Source organism: Tildeniella sp. (assembly GCF_059505325.1).
The window spans coordinates 157900-177989 of record NZ_JCACKI010000075.1; the positions used below are offsets into that span (position 1 = coordinate 157900).

11 protein-coding genes and 1 pseudogene are annotated in these 20090 nt (G+C 52.0%); 3 read left to right on the forward strand and 9 right to left on the reverse strand.

The window, feature by feature from the left end; translation table 11 throughout:
* Nucleotides 1-263: 263 nt before the first annotated feature.
* From AC5JO6_RS27790 to AC5JO6_RS27815, 6 genes are all read right to left on the reverse strand, one after another.
* Complete coding sequence (locus AC5JO6_RS27790; RefSeq protein ID WP_496084293.1) at nt 264-1406, reverse strand: serine hydrolase domain-containing protein; 1143 nt, start codon at nt 1404-1406, stop codon at nt 264-266.
* Between the two features lie 323 nt (nt 1407-1729).
* Nucleotides 1730-4327 carry a glycosyltransferase family 2 protein gene (locus tag AC5JO6_RS27795; RefSeq protein ID WP_496084294.1) on the reverse strand — a complete coding sequence of 866 codons (2598 nt, stop codon included), beginning with the start codon at nt 4325-4327 and terminating at the stop codon, nt 1730-1732.
* Nucleotides 4324-6828 (reverse strand): cellulose biosynthesis cyclic di-GMP-binding regulatory protein BcsB, encoded by a 2505-nt coding sequence (locus tag AC5JO6_RS27800; RefSeq protein ID WP_496084295.1) that lies wholly within the window; start codon nt 6826-6828, stop codon nt 4324-4326. The genes AC5JO6_RS27795 and AC5JO6_RS27800 overlap by 4 nt, the downstream gene beginning before the upstream one ends.
* On the reverse strand, nt 6825-8147 hold the full coding sequence (locus tag AC5JO6_RS27805) for a family 8 glycosyl hydrolase (RefSeq protein ID WP_496084296.1): 1323 nt from the start codon (nt 8145-8147) through the stop codon (nt 6825-6827). Before AC5JO6_RS27805 ends, AC5JO6_RS27800 begins: the two co-directional genes overlap by 4 nt.
* A gap of 24 nt (nt 8148-8171) precedes the next feature.
* Nucleotides 8172-10490: a tetratricopeptide repeat protein gene (locus AC5JO6_RS27810; RefSeq protein WP_496084297.1), complete on the reverse strand. Its 2319-nt coding sequence runs from the start codon at nt 10488-10490 to the stop codon at nt 8172-8174.
* 47 nt (nt 10491-10537) lie between these two features.
* A complete protein-coding gene (locus tag AC5JO6_RS27815) occupies nt 10538-12247 on the reverse strand; it encodes a carbohydrate porin (RefSeq protein ID WP_496084298.1) in 1710 nt (569 codons plus the stop codon).
* A 498-nt stretch (nt 12248-12745) separates the two neighbouring features.
* Between AC5JO6_RS27815 and AC5JO6_RS27820 the strand changes: the two genes are divergently transcribed.
* Nucleotides 12746-13501, forward strand: coding sequence for a hypothetical protein (locus AC5JO6_RS27820; protein ID WP_496084299.1), 756 nt, complete (start codon nt 12746-12748; stop codon nt 13499-13501).
* A 559-nt stretch (nt 13502-14060) separates the two neighbouring features.
* Here the strand turns inward: AC5JO6_RS27820 and AC5JO6_RS27825 are convergent.
* Together AC5JO6_RS27825 and AC5JO6_RS27830 are read right to left on the reverse strand one after the other, a co-directional pair.
* Nucleotides 14061-14909 (reverse strand): hypothetical protein, encoded by an 849-nt coding sequence (locus tag AC5JO6_RS27825; protein ID WP_496084300.1) that lies wholly within the window; start codon nt 14907-14909, stop codon nt 14061-14063.
* Nucleotides 14910-15396: 487 nt separating this feature from the next.
* A complete protein-coding gene (locus tag AC5JO6_RS27830; protein ID WP_496084301.1) occupies nt 15397-15522 on the reverse strand; it encodes a hypothetical protein in 126 nt (41 codons plus the stop codon).
* Between the two features lie 1269 nt (nt 15523-16791).
* Here AC5JO6_RS27830 and AC5JO6_RS27835 point away from each other — a divergent pair.
* Nucleotides 16792-18066 (forward strand): annotated as a pseudogene (locus AC5JO6_RS27835) (GspE/PulE family protein); the annotation flags it as partial.
* A 241-nt stretch (nt 18067-18307) separates the two neighbouring features.
* Here AC5JO6_RS27835 and AC5JO6_RS27840 read toward each other — a convergent pair.
* The gene (locus AC5JO6_RS27840) at nt 18308-18442 is read right to left on the reverse strand and encodes a hypothetical protein (protein WP_496084302.1); all 135 of its coding nucleotides are present in this window, start codon (nt 18440-18442) and stop codon (nt 18308-18310) included.
* On the opposite strand from AC5JO6_RS27840, the gene AC5JO6_RS27845 reads away from it, so the two are divergent.
* A complete protein-coding gene (locus AC5JO6_RS27845; RefSeq protein WP_496084303.1) occupies nt 18432-20027 on the forward strand; it encodes a nucleoside hydrolase in 1596 nt (531 codons plus the stop codon). The two genes, AC5JO6_RS27840 and AC5JO6_RS27845, sit on opposite strands and share 11 nt — an antisense overlap.
* Nucleotides 20028-20090 lie beyond the last annotated feature (63 nt).

Consider the following 20090-nt stretch of genomic DNA (forward strand, 5'->3'; position numbering starts at 1 on the left):
TATCCCACTGCAACTCAAGCAACTCGTCATATGCTATGCCAAGCTCAGACGCTAATTTCTGACTTGCCAACTTTTCTTGCATCTCTTCAAGCTGTCGGTTACTCATTGTTCTGATCTCTATATTAATTTTCAAGCTAACGGCAAAATGCAGCGGCAGCAGGGGACTTTCACTCAGCACCAGCGGCGTTCGCATGTCCGCTGCCATGACGTGTTAGCTGGATCACGCCGCCGATCGCTCCCAACCACCTAACCTTTCTTTGTCTTTAGTCAAAAAGGATGTCAGTAACCTGCCAACTAAGCTTGGTGGCATCGAGGCGTGAGCCTGTACTCGAAGTGATAAAGATGAAAGCGTCAACATCAACGTAGCGGTGAATGTCTGCGTAAAAGATATCATTACCACCGTTGTGAGTCTGTAACGTTCCCTGAGAGGTTCGCATGATCACCCAGCCATAACCGTAGTGACTCTTCTGCCAAAAGCCTTCACTGACACAAGGTGTAAACATCTTCTTCTTGGCAATCTCAGAGAGTATCGTGTTTCTCTTAAGAGCTTGATGCCATCTGTGCATATCCATCGCCGTTGAGAGGATGCCACCATTACCACGTAAGTTCCAGTAAGGTCCATCTTTAGCAAATGGGTAGTCAAGCGGTGTGCCCATATCTCTGCTGGAACCTAATAATGACGTTGTATAACCATGTGCCAGCTTATCCGATTGCCAGTCAGGTAGTATATAACCAGTTTCCATCATCTCTGCTGGCTCGAAGAGATTCTTACGCAGGTATGTTTCGTATGATAGTCCTGTCACAAGCTCGATAATCGCAGCCAACAGGCTGTAACCTGCGTTTGAGTATTCATAGGTTTTGCCGGGTGGATTTTTAAGCTTGGCACGCATGGCTAGGTTGATGTACTCGTCTCTCAGAACAGGGTCGTAATCATTACCCAAGCTTTCTGGAAAGCCTGCTGTGTGTGTGAGTAACTGGTGCAGGGTGATATTTTTCTTGTCTTCTGGAATGTTGTCGAAGTAAAGGCTGATTGTATCTTCAACCTTGAGTCTACCTTGCTCCTCAAGCTTAAGGATGGCAGCGGCGGTAAACTGCTTGGTTACGGAACCGATGTCAAAGATTGTGTCTGGTGTAACCGGTAATTTTTCCCTGCGATTGGCGAAACCATACCCCTTAGCTAGAATCAACGTGCCATCCTTTTCGACAACAAGCGAACCTGCGTATCCCTTGCTTGCTTCATTCGTTATAAAGACATCTACTTGCTCCGCCACTTTGCCCTCAACTGTTCCGCGTGTTGGCACGTCAGTAGAACCGCGACTAAAGAGTAGAACACTTAATAAGATACACAAAAGAAAAATACTGAGGAATAACGCTACCGATCGCTTCCTGAGCGTTCTCGGACTCACCAACAACCTCCAAATACGAGTGCAAGGACTTTGTGCGGAGCCAGCTAACTATTGTTTAGACTGATTTTAGCCTCTCTAATCTGGATAACCACCCGATTTGGGGTGATTAAGCAGATCGAGATCTGGCTAAGATCCAGCATCCAGGGATATAGGCTGAAATTTTGTTTGCATACCTACCCAAATTGGGATCTTATCCGGCTTCAGATCTGGATAACTATCCTCTTCCAAGAAAGCCGTTAACCATGCTGAATTTTTCCAGGACTAAGAAAATTCAGCTCTGGTGGTTTTATGGAGCGATCGCCTCACCGCACTAACCTGATCGACTAATTCAACGTTTCCACCAACTCCTTGATTTTGCTGCCCTGTCGATCGCGCAAGTTTTCTGGGAAACTGACCTCGATCGCAATTTTGCTGCCAGATTCATCACTGAAAGCTTCGACGGTTTGCACCTGAGCTAGAAGTCGTTTGGGTAAAGCCTCGTTGACAGTCTGGCTCAGAAGTAGCCCGACGAGTGGTTTCGTTTGGTGCATCGCGTCTAGATTTTGAATGACAGCGCTGTCTAACTCTAGCTTGAGGCTGCGAACACCAATTTCAGTGGCGATCGCCGTATAAAACTGTCCTTCCCAGTAAAGCTGTGCCACGGCTCGAATGCTCTTGCGGATGGCTTTGATACTGGCGGCAGGTTTTGGTTCCCGGAACGATCGCGAAACGCTGGTGGCGATGAACTTGAACGACTCCATTGGGTCATCCACAATACCTCGTTCCTGCGAGTACCATTCTCTGACATCCGAGTAGATGACCAGGCTGAGGGCATCAAGTTGAGCACGGCTGGGCTTCAGAAAATCGATCGCCATCACAACCTGCGTTTCATTCAGCAGCGTGACGCGAATGATGCGGGCATTTACAAACGCGCGCATACCGTAATCGCCAATTAACTCCAGCTCAATTTCATCTGGCAGGTTGAGCCAGCTATCCAACAGCAGTTGACAGCCTGTTTCACTGACGTTGATGGTTTGTCCGCGCCATTCTTCTCCCTGGCTGTAGATGATGGCTCCTAGCTGGCGATCGAGCCGATGTGCCCGTCGCAACTGCGGCTGCTCAAAGGCAACTAACAGCGCTGAAATCAGCAGCACCAGGTTGAAAAAGCACCAGAACATATTGGTGATGACCGCTTCCGCAACTTCTGGTCGCAAGATCAGCCACAGTGGTACAGCCAGTACCGAGAGTATGACCAAAATCGTCACGATGACCAGCGCACGAGCCGATTGCCAGTCAAAACTCCGCTTGGTCACCGACGCGCCTTTATCAGTGACGTTAAAGCTACCGAGGTTGGGGTTAAGCAATGCCAATAGCGTCACAATGCCAGCCTGAAACGACATCGCAAATTCGTAAATCTCGTTCCAGAAGGAAAAGCGGACGTTTTTGTAGGTGATGTGGTTGGCGTAGGTGGAGAGGAAGATATGCGGCATGGCGTATGCCAGCGTTTCCAAACCCAGACCTCGAATCGGGTTGATGCCGAAGAGAAGGAAAAGCGTGGGGGCGATCGCGTACATCAAACGCGGAAACCCGTAGAAAAAGTGCGAGGTGGCGCTGAAATAACACAGTCGTTGCGGAATCGTTAAGCGCAACCGGGGATTCAGCAACGGGTTCTCTAGCCGAAGAATTTGCGCCATGCCTCGTGCCCATCGCACTTGCTGTCCCACATAGGCGGAAAACTTCTCTGGTGCCAGCCCCGCCACCATAATTTTGTCGTAGTAGACCGACTCATAGCCTAGTGAATGCAGGCGAAACGAGGTGTGACAGTCTTCAGTGACGGTTTCGGTCGCAATGCCGCCAATTTGCAGCACGTAGTCTTTACGAATGACGGCAGCAGAGCCACAAAAGAAGGCTGCGTTCCAAAAGTCATTGCCCTTTTGCAGCACCTTGTAGAACAACTCGTTACCCACAGGCACTTTACCCGCCGTCAGCAAGTTGCGCTCAAACGGGTCGGGATTATAGAACCAGTGCGGCGTTTGTACCAACGCCACGTTGTCATTTTGGAAAAAGCCAACTGTGTTTCGCAAAAAGTCGCGCGTGGGGATATGGTCACAGTCCAAAATCAGGATCAAATTGCCATAGGTCTTTCGCATGGCGGTGTTGATGTTGCCTGCTTTGGCGTGGTCGTTGTTGTCTCGCGTCATCAACGTGCAGCCCAACTCGGCGCACATTTGACGCAGTGCTTCCCGACGTGCCCGGTACTTTTCTGCCCGACCATCATCCAGAATGTAGACGCGTTTTTTGTTGGCGGGATAGTCGATCGCCAGCGCCCCCAATGCCGTCTTGCGAACAATTTCTACATCTTCGTTGTACGTTGGAATATAGACATCGACCGTCGGCAACTGCTGCTCTGGAATCGCTGACAGATCGGGCGGCTGACGATCTTTGAGCTTGAGCGTCTGGAAAAAGGCAAGTGCCAGCGTCATGATGGCGTACAGCTCTGCCGCAAACAGCAAAAGACTGAATGTGCTGTTCAGCCAGCCATCCAGATTTAACGTGTAGCTGCTGCGGTAATAGACGTAGCGGAACGTGGTGATCAGGCTGAGCCAAATCATGAACAGGTGCAGGTAGTCGCTCGTCTGGCGTTGGCGTAAGCCTGTGCTGTCGCGTGTATCGCCGTACCGTTGCTCAATTTGTATGACGACCCAGCCTAGCAGAATGAGTAGTAAGGCGACGATCGTCTGCTGCCAGGTGGTCAACGGGGTAATAATGAGCGGGATCGACAAGAGCAGCAACAGCACAATTAGCCAGAGCAACTGGAAATTGGGCGCAAAACGAAGGGTGCGATCGAAAAAATTAGGGAGCCATTCTGTCAACCAGATCGTCAACCGTTCTGCTTTACCGCGACGGCGCTCAGACCGCACTTCAGCCGCTGGACTCGTCATTTTTTCTCTCCCTCAAGGCGTTTAATGTAGAGCTGAACAATGCCGTAAAGCAGCAGGCATACCATCACGATGCCCGTTGGCAAGAGGAACCAATTGTCTTGAAGAAAGCGGGACGACGCTGCCAGTAGATTGGTCTGTGCAATGCGACGCTGAGGCTCTTGCTGTAGAGACTCAAGTTGGTAGGCGTTAGAGTCAAAGACAGAAGCGGCTTGCGCATTGGCGCTGATCAGCACCGTATCCCCTTTGACTTGGAAGAACCAGGGATCTTGGTTCAAAACGTCTTTCACCGTACTCAGACCGCTCGCCTGCTGCCCGCTCAGCGCCAGTACAGTACGCTTGTCGTTCCACGGCGACATCACTTCTTTAATCACTCCACCTTTATCGGGCAGCGTTTGGATTTTTTGCTGCTGCCATAGACGAGAAAAGACGCTGCCCAGGCTGAACCCCTGCTTGGTATCAAACGCTTCGGTAAAAGGAAACTTATCGCGAGTGCCAACGCCAACTAGATGGCGTTGCTTTCGCACGTCGTCGGGCAGCGTGCCTGTTGTGTAAACATCCAGCTTCACCGACTCAGCCTGACTCAGCCGTCCGAGGCGCTCACTGAATGCCAGCATGGTTAGCAGTTCAGTTTCAGAGGGCGAATCAGGCACCACGATCGCCGTACCCGATAAATCCTGCGGTGCGGCAAAAGGATAACCGACCTGAAGTAGCTTCAAATCAGGCAATTGCACGGAGCTATCGCGCTTCAGCTTAAAGCGCGTGTCATTGGCATGAACGGTGCCCCAAAGCTGCTGATCCGTGACGACACCGCATTGTCCCTGCTCGCGGGCAGTCAGGCGAAAGGCGATCGCCAGCTTAGAGGTCGGCGTAATCAGATTTTCAGGCAAATTCACATTGAGCGACTCTCTGCTTGCGCCTGTTTCTGAGGTCAGTCGTTTACCACCCACGACCACACCATCCAGCAGCACTTCTACCGCCGACGTTCTGGGGTTCACCTGGGGGCTGTAGCTGTAGACCAACTCCATTGAGCTGCCCCGCGTAAAGTGATCATCCGGCAGGGCGCGAAAATTCAACTCTACGGGGGGTGCTGACGCACCTCGAACCGTCGTGTCCTGGAACGGCTCTTGATCCGCTCCTTTCAAAGCACTGAGCTTAAATTCATTGGCATCGGGTAGTGCCCGCTCCCATTGCCGTGCGGATGGTGTGGGGACATCATCCAGATTGTCAACCAGGATGGCTTGTCCAGCACCAATGCGGCGGTTTGTGGGCTGGACAAGAAACTGCGCTGCTTTCGCTACACCGTCCGCTCCATTGCCCGTAACGATCAAAATTGGGTTGCCACCTTTGGGCGTTGCTGCCAGCATCAACACCCCCACATCGCCCGGAAGGGCGTTTTTCGCTCCGTCTATAATCTGGTTACCAGATACGGCAAATGGTAGCTTAAGTGTTTTTAAGAGCGGTTGCTCAGCAGGCGTGCCCAGAATGACCAGACGATCGTTCCACTGCAAGTCATCAACACTTTTCACAAAGCGCGTGTTCAACGGACGAAAATCTGCCAGCCGTCCCATTGCTGCCTGAAATCGCCCTGTGGCTGTCAGCCAGGACTCGCTCATCATCGCGGGGCGGATGTAAGCGATCCGGTTAGCATCCAGGCTCAAGCTGTCAAAAAAGGGATAGGGAAAACGGCTCAAATCCAGCGGGATCGGCTGTGGCTGGTAGCTAAACAACAGCTTGGAGTCAGGGAGGACTTCTGTCCACAGCGCTGGATCGGCTGGGTTAGAGCATTTGGCATCAACATTCTGCTGCGCCACGATCGCAATGTCGTTTGTATCCTGAATCAAATTGGTTGGAATATCAACCAAAACCTGACCAATTTGAGACTGCTTGCGATTCAGTGCCGTACTGCCAACGCTGGTGCCATTGACCCTTACAGTCAGGTTCGATCGCGTCGCCAGTAACGCAGGCGAGTGCTGAAAGCGAATGAGTGCCTTCGCTGACTGAAGGCTCCAGTTGCGAGGGCGAGTAAACGCCAGTTGTCTCTCAGCGTAAGTCCCTTGCAGCCGTAGACGATTGCCCACGATCGGGCTGCGGTTAAACTCCAAAACGTACTGGCTGGCAGGTGTTTTACTGGCAGAAGCACCGCTAGGCTTTGTATTGGGCTTAACCTCGGCTTTCGCTGGTGCAGGAGCAGGAGTCACTGGTGCAGGCTGAGCAGAGTCTGGTTGAGCAGGGGCTTCCGCAGGCGGCGCTGGTCGGTAGACAGGCGCTTCGCTCGGTGCTTTGGGCAGCGTGAAGTCTCGAATAACCTGGTCTTCTTGCTTTTGGACGTTTGTAGACTGAGCGATCGCGGGTTCGTTCCATTGTCCGTGCAGCAGCGGAATGCCAAACCCGGTGATGAAAACGCTACAGCAGAGCAGCAGCAACCAACCCAGGGGCGTGAGGTTGAGCGGATAACCGGGCGATCGAGATAGATGTCGAAGCCGATGAAAAAAGCGTTTCATGGATGGGGGGGTTGGGTAACGTTGGCAGGTTGCAGAAGCGGAGCCGAAATCGCAATCGAGGGGATTAACCCAAACCAGACCAGGTTTTGGGTGTAGTAAGCCGCATTGTTCTCCCAGATCCCGTTGCGATACTGGGGCATAATTTTCTTCTGATAGATTGCTTCAGCCGTCTGCGGATCAATCAGGCGAAAAGCACCATAAAGCGCACCATATTGAGCAGTGGCTTCGTAGGTGACGGCAGGCTTACCTTGAAGATCAAGCTGGGCGGGAATTTTTTGCTGCGATCGCCACATCTGCTGCAACGAGACTAAATGCTGTTGCAAATAGCTCTTGGCTCTCGGTTCGCCATACCAGGCAGCATCTAAGGCAACGCGCCACCATACGCGATAGGCATCAAACCCATAGCGGCTGACGATCGGCTCTGCCCCTAAAAGCGCTTGAAACTGCCCATTTGTCGTGTCGAGGGCAAGCCAATCGCTGGGTAAATTCACGGTTGAAAGCGCCGCCGACTGTTCCAATACCTGATAGCTGCTATTGACTAAACTCGACCAATCGCGGGCGCGATCGACCTGAGCAAACAGACGAAAGGCAGCAGGCGAAAAGTAGGACGGGTTAAGCAGGAGCTTCGTCGGCTGCTGGAAGGCTTCCCTCGGTCCCGGTAGCAGGTAGCGCTGGTCGCCAACAGGAATGACTGACAGTGCCCACAGCGCTCGTAGCTTCGTTTGTGCCAAAGTCAAATAAGCAGGACGATTCCAGCGCCGACTCGCCAAAATCAGGGCGGTAATCGCATCCACATCAGCATCACTGGCAAAATTGCGATCGAGAATGCCCCACTGTTTCTGCTCATTGCGTCCCCATTTCCATGCCCAGAGGCTGTCTGAAGGTTCGCCGCGCTTCAGATTTTTTTCTGCCCAGGCAAGCGTCCGCGCAAACGTTTGAGGATCGTCAATCATGACCGATCGCAGCATGGCATACGCCTGCCCCTCTGAGGTTGAGCGAGCCTCTGCTTCCCAATCAATCACGCGTCCATCTGCCTGAATAAAGCGCTGGCGATACGCCTCCCAGCTCTGTTTCAGCACCGTTGGGTCAACGGTTGAGGGTGTCGGTGAAGCGGTGGAGGCGATCGGGTTTGAGGCGATCGGTTTTTCCAGTGAGGGCAAAGGGACATTCTGCGCTTGCAACTGATCGCTGCCACGACAGCCGCTCATCCATGTCGATGAGAGCATCAGAGTCGTCATAAGTAATGGCATGGCGAAATTCAGTCGCATGGTAAGTAGACCTTCAAAATTCGCTTTCTTCGCCGCAAAATTCGCTGTCATGACTGCTCAATAGCGTGGGGAGTGTCAATAGCGCTCCCACGCGGGCTGAAAACCCCGTTGTTTGAGAAAGTCTTCCTGAATTTGCTGCACCCGACGCGACAGATTAGAATCGGCACTACCGTTAGCGCTCTGTTGCAGTTGAAGCTGCTCAAACTGTTGAATTGCCTCTAGAGAATTGCCCTGTGCAGCGGCTAGTTCTGCTAAAGACTTCCGCGCCTCCAAATCATCGGGTCTAAAGGTCAGCACCTGATTGTAAAGACTGCTGGCAGAGTCAAAGCGACGCTGCTGGAAGCGAATGCCGCCTAAAGCGGAGAGCGCGTCAGCATTATCTGGTTGCTGCGCCAGGATAGCTCGATAGGCAGCATCTGCCTGACCGAGATTGCCCAATGCCTGCGCGAGTTGCCCCTGCAAAAAGTACAGCCCTACGTTGTTGCGATCGCCCGACGCATTTCGCACACGGGCAAGTAGCTGGTTCACCTGTGCCTGCGCCCGATTCGGATCACGCTCTGCGAGCACTTGCACCAGCCGCACCTGCACCTGCACGTTGCCAGGGTCTGCTTCGATGAGTTTGGTGTAGAGCGCTTCTCGCTGCGGAGACGGCGGCAACGCACCGACCAGACTGTAGAGTTCGGGTGAGGTATCGCTGGGGGAACGAGTCTGCAACCAGGCATTGAGCGACGCTTCGGCTTCGGTAGCAGAAATTCGACCCGCCTGATACGCGACACTGGTACGCCCTAACTGCACCTGCAAATCTTGCGGATTTTTTGCCAAAAGCTGGTCGTACAGGGCAAGCGCATCACCCGAACGACCTTGAGCCAAGCGAATCCCAGCCAAACCGCGCAGAGCCGCTGACTGTACGTCCAGATCGGCAGCAGTATTGCTGGAGAGGGTTTGATAGCGTTGGGCAGCGGCTTCTAGATTGCCCTGACGACGATCGATTTCTGCCAGCAGCAATTGGGGTGCCTGATCGTTCGCACCCACGGCTGTAGCTTGATAGGTCGCCAGCGCGGCTTTTGCCCCTGCTAAATCATTCTGCTCAATGAGCAGTTGCGCCAGTCGAAAGTTGAGAAAGGGTTCGTTCACATTCGCTTGCAGCAGGCTTTGATAAACGGGCAGCAAGTCTGGATCAGGATCGATGCGAACCAGTGCCTTCGCGATCGCCTGCTGCTCAGAGGGATTGCTGGGCAGCGGTTGCAGCAACGATCGTAATTGTTGTCGCAAATCGGCTCTGGACAGTGACCCTAGCTGGTTTTCTAGCGTCAGCTTCTGCAATGCCAGCACGCGATCGTTGGGCTGCTGCTGCACAAGCTGAGTGTAGAGCTGGAGCGCTGCCTGACGCTGTGACGGGATACCACCCAACACATCTGCCGCTTCGCGCACTAAGAGCGGTGACGGATTGAGCGTCGTGGCGAGTACCTGACGATACAAGCCCGCTGCTTCGCTGAGCAATGCTGGCATATTTTGCCGCTGCCCGATTTCGTTTAGCGCTCGTGCCAGTGACAGGCGGGCATCTGTGCGACCACGTAAGGGATCGAGTACTGCCAGCGCTTCCGTCGGTTGTTTGTTGTCCAGGTATGCCTGCGAAAGTTCCGATCGCAACTGAATGGCAGTCGCATTGAGCTGTCGCGGTAGCTGTGCCTGGAGGATGACAATGGACTGCTCGGCGTTGCCAGTACCTCTGAGCGCTCTGGCGTAGGCGATCGTTGCTTTGCCTGTAATCGGTTTGCCTGTCGTCTGATAGCGATTAAACAACGCTAAGCCCTGAGCGTAGTTGCCGCTGTAGGTGTAGACCTGAGCAGCACCCAGCAGTACCTCTGGCGTTGGGTTTTGCTGTAGCACTAGCTCATAGTCCGTCAGCGCAGAAGCGAATTGCCCTTGATAGCCATACAAAAGGGCACGCTGCGCGCGAGCATCGAGATCATTCGGGTTGAGGGTAAGCAGCGTCGTCAGTGCATCAATGCCCTTTTGCTGCCACTCTGGACGAAACCCACCGAGAATACCGACCGTTTTGAGCGCCAGTAGATTGTTGGGTTCCTGTGCCAGCACTTGCTGATAGGTTTGCCATGCGTCGGCATCGCGCCCAGCACGACGGTAGGCGATCGCCAGCCCTAGCTTTGCCTCAATCGAGCCAGGGTACTGCCGCACCGCACTCCGAAACGTGGCGATCGCATCGGCGACTAACCCCTGCCCCAACAGCGTAAAGCCCTGCCGCACGGCTGCTGGAACGGCTTCCTGAGCGTAGGCGATCGACATCCCTAATGGTTGTACAAAGGGTACGCCTGTGAGCAATCCGCTGAGACAGACGGCACTGATTAATGTTTTCGTTCGCTTGCCCTGATTCATCGGTTCTACCAGTATTGCTATTACGATCGGTACTGTTTTGGTCAGAGTTACTGAGCCACTTTGCCTCTGGGCGTAACATCAAACTCGGTTTTCACCCGCACACCCGCAATGATTTCCGAGAATGCATTGCGCTCCTGAAGCGAGAAGCCCAATCTCAAGTTAGGCAGAAGACGAAAATCGTAGAAAAGCTCCAGAACGTCGGGATTTTTGGCATCTGCTTGTTGCCGCAGCGACCCGTTGGAAAGACCGCGACCGTATGCCAACCCAAGGCGATCGTCGGGTGCAAAGACATCTAGAAAGTTGAATCCCAGGCTGTACGTCTCCGCGCTGCGGTTAATCGCAACGTTGTTGTACCGTCCATAGCGGGCGAATAAGCCCAATTTCAGGTTTGGAATGAAAAACTCACCGTTTAATCCATACGATTCTTCGCGATCGCCCTTCAAAAAGCCCGTCACGCCATTACCACGGGCAACCTGAAAGATTTCCTGGAAGCCATCCCGTGTACCAGCGTCGCGATCGGTGACGTAGGTACCTCGGATAACCGCATTGCCGTAGCGGACACCAATTTCACCCGCGAACCCATCCAGACTAAAATCACCCAAGTTGCGCGATGAGGAGAAGACCGCTGCCTTTGCCTCAATGTTGTCCGTCAACGTCCAGTTGATCAGTGCCGCTGGACGCGACGAAATGCCCGTTGCGCTGAGAGCCGGATTCGTCTGAAACACTGGGTTAAAGAAATGAGTCGCGCCGTCTTTCGCAAAGCTGTTGCGATCGAAATAAGAGGTCAAATCCAGTTGCCCGACCACCAAACGTAGATTGGGCAGCTCTGGTAGCGAAGCCGCGAAGTACAGCTCGTTCACGCTAAAGCCTTGCGCCTGCGAATCGGCAAACGCGTTGCCATCCGTCAAGTCAAAGGTCGCGCCAAACAGGAGATGGGGCGTGAGCGGATACGAAATCGATAAACGTGCCCGCGCGGATGATTGATCGCCCTGGTAAAGATAAACCCCTTGTAGTTTGATCGACGGGTCGCTGAGTGCCGTGGTGCGAAGTAGCGTCCGTCGCGGCTGTGGCACCGTCGCAGGCTGCGTCCTAAACGCCGGGGGCTGAATCGTGGCTGGGCTGCTGGTCGGCAAGAGCAACGGTTCACTGGTCGTCCCATTGGTCGTTGAGCCAGTGGGCATCACTCCATCCAGAAAACCGGGCGTAGGCAGCGTCGAGTAGGGCGGTGGCGGTGTTGATTGCGCTAGTGTGCGTGAACTAATCCGAGGCAACGATGGCACTAGCAGCGGAGAGCCACCGCAGGCTGCACCACAACTACTCGGTGACGGTGCCAATAAGCCCAGCCCCAAATCAGAATTGGTTCCTACCGTAATCAAAAATGGAGCCTTCTGCTTCGCCACTCTAGCGGGTGGAGCAGACTGCTTCGTTACCGTTGCGGCAACGGACGGTGGCGAAAACGCAGGCAGTTTGGCTCTGGTTGAATTCGTTCTAGCTGAGTTCGTTCTGGCTGGTCTTGCCCGATTCGTCGCGCCAGCCATCTGTTGAATCAGTTCATCTTCATTGGTATAGCCAGACCGGGAGGATTCCATCGACGGTAGAGACTGGGGCGGCGCGATCGACTTGGCTGCGATCGCAGAGGCGGGAGGCTGTAACGCTTCCTGGCGACTTGCCCGCGCATCCGCCAGCTTGGCTTGTTCGTCAGCCATCACCTGCTGGGGCGATGAGTCCGCGCGATCGTGCAGAGGTGCTGGTTTCACTGGTGCCACCCCTACCGCTAAAAACGCAGTTAAAGATAGTGACCCAGTTAACCCAGCCTTCCAGGGTGGCATAAAAGTGGAGACAGTAGACCGCGGCTCAAGAGTCATTCGATTCACACCACAATTAACTAAACGCTAAATCTCGCTCTCTTAAATGGGTAGCCGTAGCTCTAGCAACAAGAGCCGTTAACAAAGCTATCCGTTCAATGAGGCAACCCTGAATGCAGTCTGAAACTTATTTTGAAGCGTGAGTACGCGCACTCACTCCTGGCTTTGTAGCTAAGAAATGCTTGGATTGTTTCCCGAACTATCTCTAACGTTCACGCTTCAACTAGAGCAGATGAAGACGATGCTAAACGTTGGATACGCTGTGCTTAGCTTCTCCATTCTTTACGCGCTCAATTAAATAAGCTCCGGAGAAATGCTAAAAGTTTTGTTCTTTGTAATCAAGACCAAACCATAACGTCTGCGGTGACAATTGAAATCAAAGGAAGTGTAATGTTTAACGTTTTATCGCCACGTGTGCTAAGCCTGGACGATTCTTTTCAGCGTACTATCAAAGCCCTAAGCGTTTCGCTACTGCTATTTAGCGTTGGCTGTACCAGAGAGCGATCGTTCCCAGCCGAGCTAAGTATGAAAGTTGATCCAGCCGATCGTCCTGGCGTTTACGTCATTTCCGGTCAAACTAACGTGTCTGATCAAAGCCGCATCGTCGTTCAAGGTATCCGTCCGTTCACATCATCCGTTCAGCCTATTAGTACAGACGACACTACAAACTACGTCATCCTAGACCGTCAAGCAGTTGTGGTGACGCAGGGCAAATGGCAAGCAACGCTCAAGCTCTGGCAAAGTACGCCTGACGGTCAAAATCAAGAAGCTTGGCAAGTGAATCAGGCTCAAATCCAGCGGCTGCAACCTAGTACTGATGTAGTTTTTGTCGCCGCGATCGACTCTTCCAGCCAACCCAAAGCACTTTCACAACCACTGGACAACCAGGGTAAGAAATTGGAAGGAGCCAATATCCGCTTCACGACTGATGGGCAATGGTATCTCCAGGCAAAACAGACGCTAACAGTAACCCCACCCATCAGCAAAGCTACATCGACAGCATTGGATGCTAATACTTTCGATAGAGATCAGAGTACGCGATCGGAATTGAGTAGCGCACCAATCAACGCCACGGCAGTCAAACTGCCAGAATTGAAGGAGAAACAATCCACTGCACCGCTATCATTCTCGCAGCGTCTGCGTTAGTAATCCGCAATTGGATAGAATCAACAGAAATGCCGAATATAGCTTTTAGCTACATTCGGTAAAAATAAAACTTATCTAACTTATTAGCAAGATAATTCAAGCATTGAGCGATACTTTAGCGGCGCAAACCTCCCGTTCTTTCATTAACTCAAAAACATATCAATCAAAACTGAAGTAAAGCGCCAAATTCAATCAGTAGTTTAACAGCAATTCCATGCATTGTTAAACCGAGTGCCACATTTCTACATATGGAAGGCGAATGCTATTTGACGTGTTCCGACAGCAATTTGACTGGATAACAGCGCTTTAGAAAAAGTGAAATGGCATTGGGAGCCAGAAGGGGAGCATGTCACTTTCGCAAGTGCTAGATTCTGCCCTCATCCCCAACCCTTCTCCCCCAGGAGAAGGGAGCAAGGATTCAAAGTCCCTCTCCCTGGGGAGAGGGATTTAAGGGTGAGGGCGCAAAGGTGACATGCTCCCAGCCAGAAGAGCCTGTTACCTGACCCTTAGCTCCCAATTTTAACCCCAACTTTAGACAGGCTAGCAGTCTTCCAGTCGCTCAGGATGCCATTGGTTGCATCACCCACTGTGGCTTGGCTACAGGTCGATGATGTAGATGCTCTTGGATGTTAGTGGCATGGGCTGGCTGCTGAGAGTGCTTAGCAGGCGCTTTGACATCAGCCTCTAGAGAACTGCGAAGTGTTTCCACCTGAGACATAATTAGCTGAAGCTGATTTTGCAGTTCTTGCAGGCTAGTGTTAGCAGTGGGCAATTCTTGCGTCATCGATCGACTGTCGTAACTAGCTTGCGCTGAACCATTGGAGCGAGTAAAGCTCAAAAAGGCTTGGGCGGCTGCCAGCGTGGAAACCACTGACTGTACCGCAGCTTGGGTTGGCTCCGCGTCGAGAACAGGCTGAATGGACTGAGCGTGACTGACGCGAGTATCAGCAATCGGTGCTTTAGTGTTCGCCACGCCTGACCGAGACGTTGTTGCAGTCGTGTGCGGTGCTGCATTCGGTCGCGTTTCATCTTGAAGAAAGAAGTCCAGCCCAGATGCTTCTAGCCGATGTTCTGCTAGCATTGCCGCTTCTAGCTGCGACTCTTTTTCCTCTAATTTCCGCTGTAGATTGGAGAGCTTCGCTTCTACTTGCCCAGATTTACGGGAAGACTGTTGCCAGCCAGCGATCGCAACACCTGCAACACCTGCCCCGATGCTGAGAATGCCGACGACTCCTACGTAAGGCGCTGCGAAATCCTTCACAGTTCCAGAGAACACAGGCTCCTGGTTCAACTGAATATCAACGGGTCCTGAACCAAAAACAGCTAGAGGCACCGTAAGTGAGGAGAACACTGCACCAGCAAGCACAGTAGCAGGTAACACTGGGTTTTTCGGTGAAGAGACTGACATTCTAGGTAACCTCTAGTATTTGATGTGACAATGAGCTTCTAAGCTAAGGCGATGGGTAGATCTCTGCACAACAAACCGTTTCATGACCTCAAGTTAGCGTTCTCAAACCAGTAATGCTACTGATGGGGCGTGAGCTTCTTCATCACTTGAAGAAATTAATCCATGAGTAAAGTTAATGTAAATCCCAGTGACGTTACGTAAGTGCGGATCGCTCTTACAGAGTGATCTAGGCACGTCTCTTGAGAGCAAGTTGAGATAGAGGAGGGCGATACCATCAAACTTTAGGAATGAGAATTAAATAACATCGACTTTTGCAGGTTAGGTTGAGGCACGAAACCCAAAGCTCATAGATGTTGGGTTTCGCCAAGCTCAACCCAACCTACACAGATGATTTAATCCACGATCCTTAGCCATGTCATTGCCTGGTCTTTGGAAAATACGTTCTGGTGGCACTAGAGCGGTCTTCGTTTGAGTGCGGTACGAGTTCTCAGGTTTTGAGGCAAAAGGCAGGAGGCGGAAGGAAAACTGCCCTCTGCCCTCTGCCCTCTGCCTTCTGCCCTCTGCCTTCTGCCCTCTGCCCTCTGCCCTCTGCCTCTTCGCGACTATACTTCACTTGGTTGGCAACCTCTATAAATATGGGGTGGAGGCATTCTTCTGCGTCAAGAACAGCTACAAGCACCTTTAAGGTGGATATGACTTTATTCTCCAGAGCACTGGAAGTAGACTATTGAGCAATTAGCCTGGTGCCAGCGCTAAAAAAATGGTCATGATTCAGTTGAATTTAACGTCGGCTTGGTAAGCTGTGCTTTAGCGGTATTAGCCCCGACGTGCGTATTGATACGGCAAACAGTTAATCGCTCTTGACCTCTACAGCATTATGCTGAAATCACTTGGATTTATTGCTGTCACAACCGTTGCTGTTTCGACAGTGCTGTCATCTCTTGTTTCTCATGCCACAGCTCAGGAAACGAATGACTACGATTCCACTTGCTATCTCCGCATTGAAGGACGTAGCACTCAAGATTTAGCGCGACTGTGCGGCAAAAAACCAAACCAACCTGCTCGTAAAACCACCCAACCTAATCCAACGGTACGTTCCGCTCCGCCATCATCAGCGGCGATCGCTCCCGATTTAGCTGATGATGAGGATGAATCAGCGACGATTCCCACTCCTCGATCGACCATTCCGTCAACGCGATTCCCTTCATCGACAACACCGACTGCGCGACCGCCTGCAACAGCGGTACCGACCAATCCACTACCAACGCCGCAGCCAACCAGAGTTGCCCCAAACCAAACGCCAGATAGCGATGCCAGCCTTCTACCTGTTCCAAAGCTGCCTGAAAACCGCCAACCGCAGCGAGTAAAGAAAGGAAGCGTCACCGCTAAACTCAAGCCACGATCGCAATCTCAACAGTCGCAGTCTCAACAGTCGCAGTCTCAACAGTCGCAGTCTCAACAGACCGTTGCGTCACTCAAACCGCCATCAACCCAGCCACGGCTGACCCAACCACAGCCAATCCAGCGAACCATCAAGCTGCGCCCGTCCGTTCCGGTAGCTCAAACGTCGCCGCCTCCAGTTGCAGACTTCAGCTTCAAAGCTCCAACTGTCAAGCCGCAGACTTCACCCTTAGAAGCGCTGCTCCAACATCTGTTGGCGCAAAAATATCTGTATCTTTTTTGGGTGTTGTTTCTCCAGGTACCATTGCTGAAGGTGGCGATCGACCAGCGATCGCGCTTCAAAAACCAGAGTCGCAAGCCGCAAGCCAGACCGTTGCGACCTACAGCCAAACCACAGCGGACACGCGTTGGAGAAGCAAGTGCGGCTAGTTTTGACACGCTTACAGGAAGACAAATTGCAGAGAGCCTTGGAAAAAACCAAACGGCTGTGGCGATCGCGCCTCTCACGGAAACACTGGAGCCAGAAAACATCAGCGAAGCAGCAGAATATCACCTGTCGCAAGCCGACAACCAAATCGCTCAGATCAAAGTACTGCTTGCCAGTGCCGTTCGCAATCGTGTTAGCGATATCCACCTTGAACCGACGACTGAAGGCTTACGGGTACGCTACCGCATTGACGGCATTTTGCGCGATGTAACCATGCTGCCGTTGGCGGTGAGTCGGCGGACGATCGTCGCGCTCAAAGTCATGGCAGACATGGACATTTCCGAGAGCCGTCGCCCTCAAGATGCCCGTATTAGTGAACAATATACCTCTACAACAGCCGCGAACCTGGACTTGGATTTGCGGGTGAGCACGCTGCCCTGTGTGGGCGGTGAAAAAGCCGTGATTCGCCTGCTACCCCGGCAAAATCCATTCTCCCAAGTGGATGAACTGGGCTTCACCGGAAAAGCTCTGGCACTCTATCAAGGCTGGCTGAAGCAACCCCAGGGCATGATTATTTTCACAGGTCCGACAGGCTCTGGAAAAACCAGTACGCTGTACACCAGCTTGCAAGCGATCGCCACCGAGCACGTCAACGTTGTCACTGTTGAAGATCCAGTTGAATATATCCTCCCCTCCATCACACAAACGCAGGTCAATGAAACGGCTGGCATGACCTTTCCGGCAGGGCTACGGGCAATCTTGCGGCAAGACCCGGACATTATTATGGTAGGCGAAATTCGGGATGGTGAGACGGCAGAAACCGCTGTGAGGGCTGCTTTAACAGGACATTTGGTGCTCACAACCCTGCACACGAATGATGCGATCGGTGCCATTCCACGACTCAGAGATATCGGACCCGATCCTGGCTTAATTAGTGATGCGCTGCTGGGAGTCGTCGCTCAACGTCTGGTACGACGCGTTTGCCCGCATTGTGCTGAACCTTACACGCCAACCGAGGCAGATTTACAAACGCTGAGTCTAAGTCTGGCAGAGGCAAGCCCACAAAACTGGCGGCACGGAAGAGGATGCTCCCATTGCTTCCACTCCGGCTACTTAGGGCGGGAAGCCATGATCGAACTCTTACATGTGGATGCTGCAATCCGCCAGTTAATCTACGAAGGGTCACTGACGGAGTTAACGAATTACTTAAACGAGAGCCAGTTTGATTCGTTCCGCAAAGCTGCGATCGCTAAAGTAACGACAGGCATCACCACGATCGCCGAAATCCGTCGCGTCTTGCCTGCCAGCAAACTTGGTGCAGACTCTTGATGGCTCAGCAACCTAGCAATTTCCAGGTATGTAGAACGCTGGAGGACGGGGAGTAGGAAGTGGAAGCCAAACACATGAAAATGGCTCAATAGCCGTAGAAATTGCGAAAACGTTCTTTAAACGTCTGAATTTATTGCGTATCTCCTGGAAAATGAGCGTTGACTGTTGCCTGAAATGACGGTGTGCTACCCTCCTCTCATTCAAACCTTTTGCTAGAAAGAGATTTTGCTCCAACGATCGCTCAGCCAAGCGTTTGCTCTCGATCGGCTGCAAACTTTAGCTTCAATCGTTCTGCATTGAGTGCGGCTGTAGCAACCATCATCGACTGTGCAAAGCGATCTCGAAACCATCTATCCAGCACCGTGATGAGAACCATGTTTCGCTTTAACCTTAAATGTTTCCTTTCCAGCTTGTTACTCACAGGCATTACGGGCGTTGTTTGGCTGCCGCCTGCTGCCGCTGCCGCCGATCCCATTCGTGTCATTCTCGATCACGATGGAGGCTTTGAAGATTACTATGCCGTCTTGGTGGTAGCGCTTGCCTCGCAGGGAAAAGCGCCTCCGGTGAAGCTGATTGGGGTCACTACAGCACCCAATGGTGAATCCTACTGTAACAATTCCAACGGTTATCCAGACTTAAAGCAAGCTCTTTTAGGACAGTTCAGCGTGGCTGAAGGAACGATCGATGGCATTACGCAGAAGATTCTATCGGTTGCTCAATACAGTAATGCGAAAATTTATTCTGGGTGTGATGTCAGGGCAACCACAATCTCTGTGCCCAATGAAACGGATGAGTTTGGCAAACCGATTCCTGGCACGGAGTTCACGCCCGTTCGAGTACAGCTTCCGCTGGCTGGTAAACCCGCGCTAGAACCCTGTCTTTTTCATAAAGAATTTGTCTTTTCTGAACGTGATATTGTTTGCTGGAATGAGTTTAACCGACCCTTCCGTGATGAAACGCTGAGGTATGTCTTACCCAAAGTGCAAGACGCTCTCAACACATTTAAGCTGCCAGAGTTAAAGCTGATTCGTCCCAAAAAGAAGGCTCCTGACTTTATTGCAGAGTCCATGTGTGACGCTTATCGCAGTCAAAAACCGCTCACCATTCTTTCGGTTGGTCCTGTAACAAACTTAGCGAGAGCCTACATCAAAATTGAGCGCAACCCTAAAGCATATGGTTGCCCTCGTAAAACTAAACTCTCTGACTTGAAATCAGTTATTTCAACGCGCTTCATGGGTGGTGCGTGGGACACAAACAAGGCTGACAACTTTGATGCCAATGGCAATTACCGCTTGAATGAACCGTTCCCCACCTGGACGGCTGGTAATATCTATTTCCAGGCAGGTGAGCACATTTTTGGGATGCACCATCTCCCGTTCCCTGGCACAAATTTTGAAGCGATTCAGACTGGCGAACAGAAAAAAGCGTTTAACTCGCTCAACAACGCTGAGTTCAATTTCTGGATTGATGCACCCGCGATGGCAAAAGTCTTAAATTCGAGCATTCCTGTGTCGATCGTGCCTTTAAATGCAACCGATTCTGCACGACTGCAAGGCTTTGGCGATCGCCTCAAGAACAATCCGTCCCAGTGTGCAACAGCGCCCGCCCAATTTATCCAAACGTTGCAATTCGCTAACAGTCCCGCTCCAGGCGTTTTTGTCTTCGACACACTGTTCTTTTGGGACACATTAGCGGCAACTAGCCTTTGGAATGATTTTGCTAACTTCGAGAACTTTCATGATCTCGAAATTACAACCTTAACCAATGGCGATCCCACTACTGTAACGGGTCAATTGCCCGCAGCAGAACTCTTCCGGCGAGACATTGGCAGCCTCTTTAGACGAGGGCAAGTGAGCAATCCAGTGACGCTAGCGCTTTCAACAAAACCCGCTAATGGCGACCCTGACTTCAAAACTACGATTCAAAACTACGTGTTTGGCTTAGTTTGCACTGCTCAGTAAGAATGAGCCTTGGTTGAGAGGATGTTTGAGCAGTCTAGAAAGGCTTGGTGGTGACTTTGCTCC

What these genes read in the sequence shown, in the direction of transcription:
- AC5JO6_RS27820 (WP_496084299.1), top strand. Translation starts at nt 12,746, where the DNA reads ATGTTTAACGTTTTATCGCCACGTGTGCTAAGCCTGGACGATTCTTTT.
- AC5JO6_RS27805 (WP_496084296.1), bottom strand. Translation starts at nt 8,147, where the DNA reads ATGACAGCGAATTTTGCGGCGAAGAAAGCGAATTTTGAAGGTCTACTT.
- AC5JO6_RS27840 (WP_496084302.1), bottom strand. Translation starts at nt 18,442, where the DNA reads ATGGTTCTCATCACGGTGCTGGATAGATGGTTTCGAGATCGCTTTGCA.
- AC5JO6_RS27810 (WP_496084297.1), bottom strand. Translation starts at nt 10,490, where the DNA reads ATGAATCAGGGCAAGCGAACGAAAACATTAATCAGTGCCGTCTGTCTC.
- AC5JO6_RS27795 (WP_496084294.1), bottom strand. Translation starts at nt 4,327, where the DNA reads ATGACGAGTCCAGCGGCTGAAGTGCGGTCTGAGCGCCGTCGCGGTAAA.
- AC5JO6_RS27825 (WP_496084300.1), bottom strand. Translation starts at nt 14,909, where the DNA reads ATGTCAGTCTCTTCACCGAAAAACCCAGTGTTACCTGCTACTGTGCTT.
- AC5JO6_RS27845 (WP_496084303.1), top strand. Translation starts at nt 18,432, where the DNA reads ATGAGAACCATGTTTCGCTTTAACCTTAAATGTTTCCTTTCCAGCTTG.
- AC5JO6_RS27800 (WP_496084295.1), bottom strand. Translation starts at nt 6,828, where the DNA reads ATGAAACGCTTTTTTCATCGGCTTCGACATCTATCTCGATCGCCCGGT.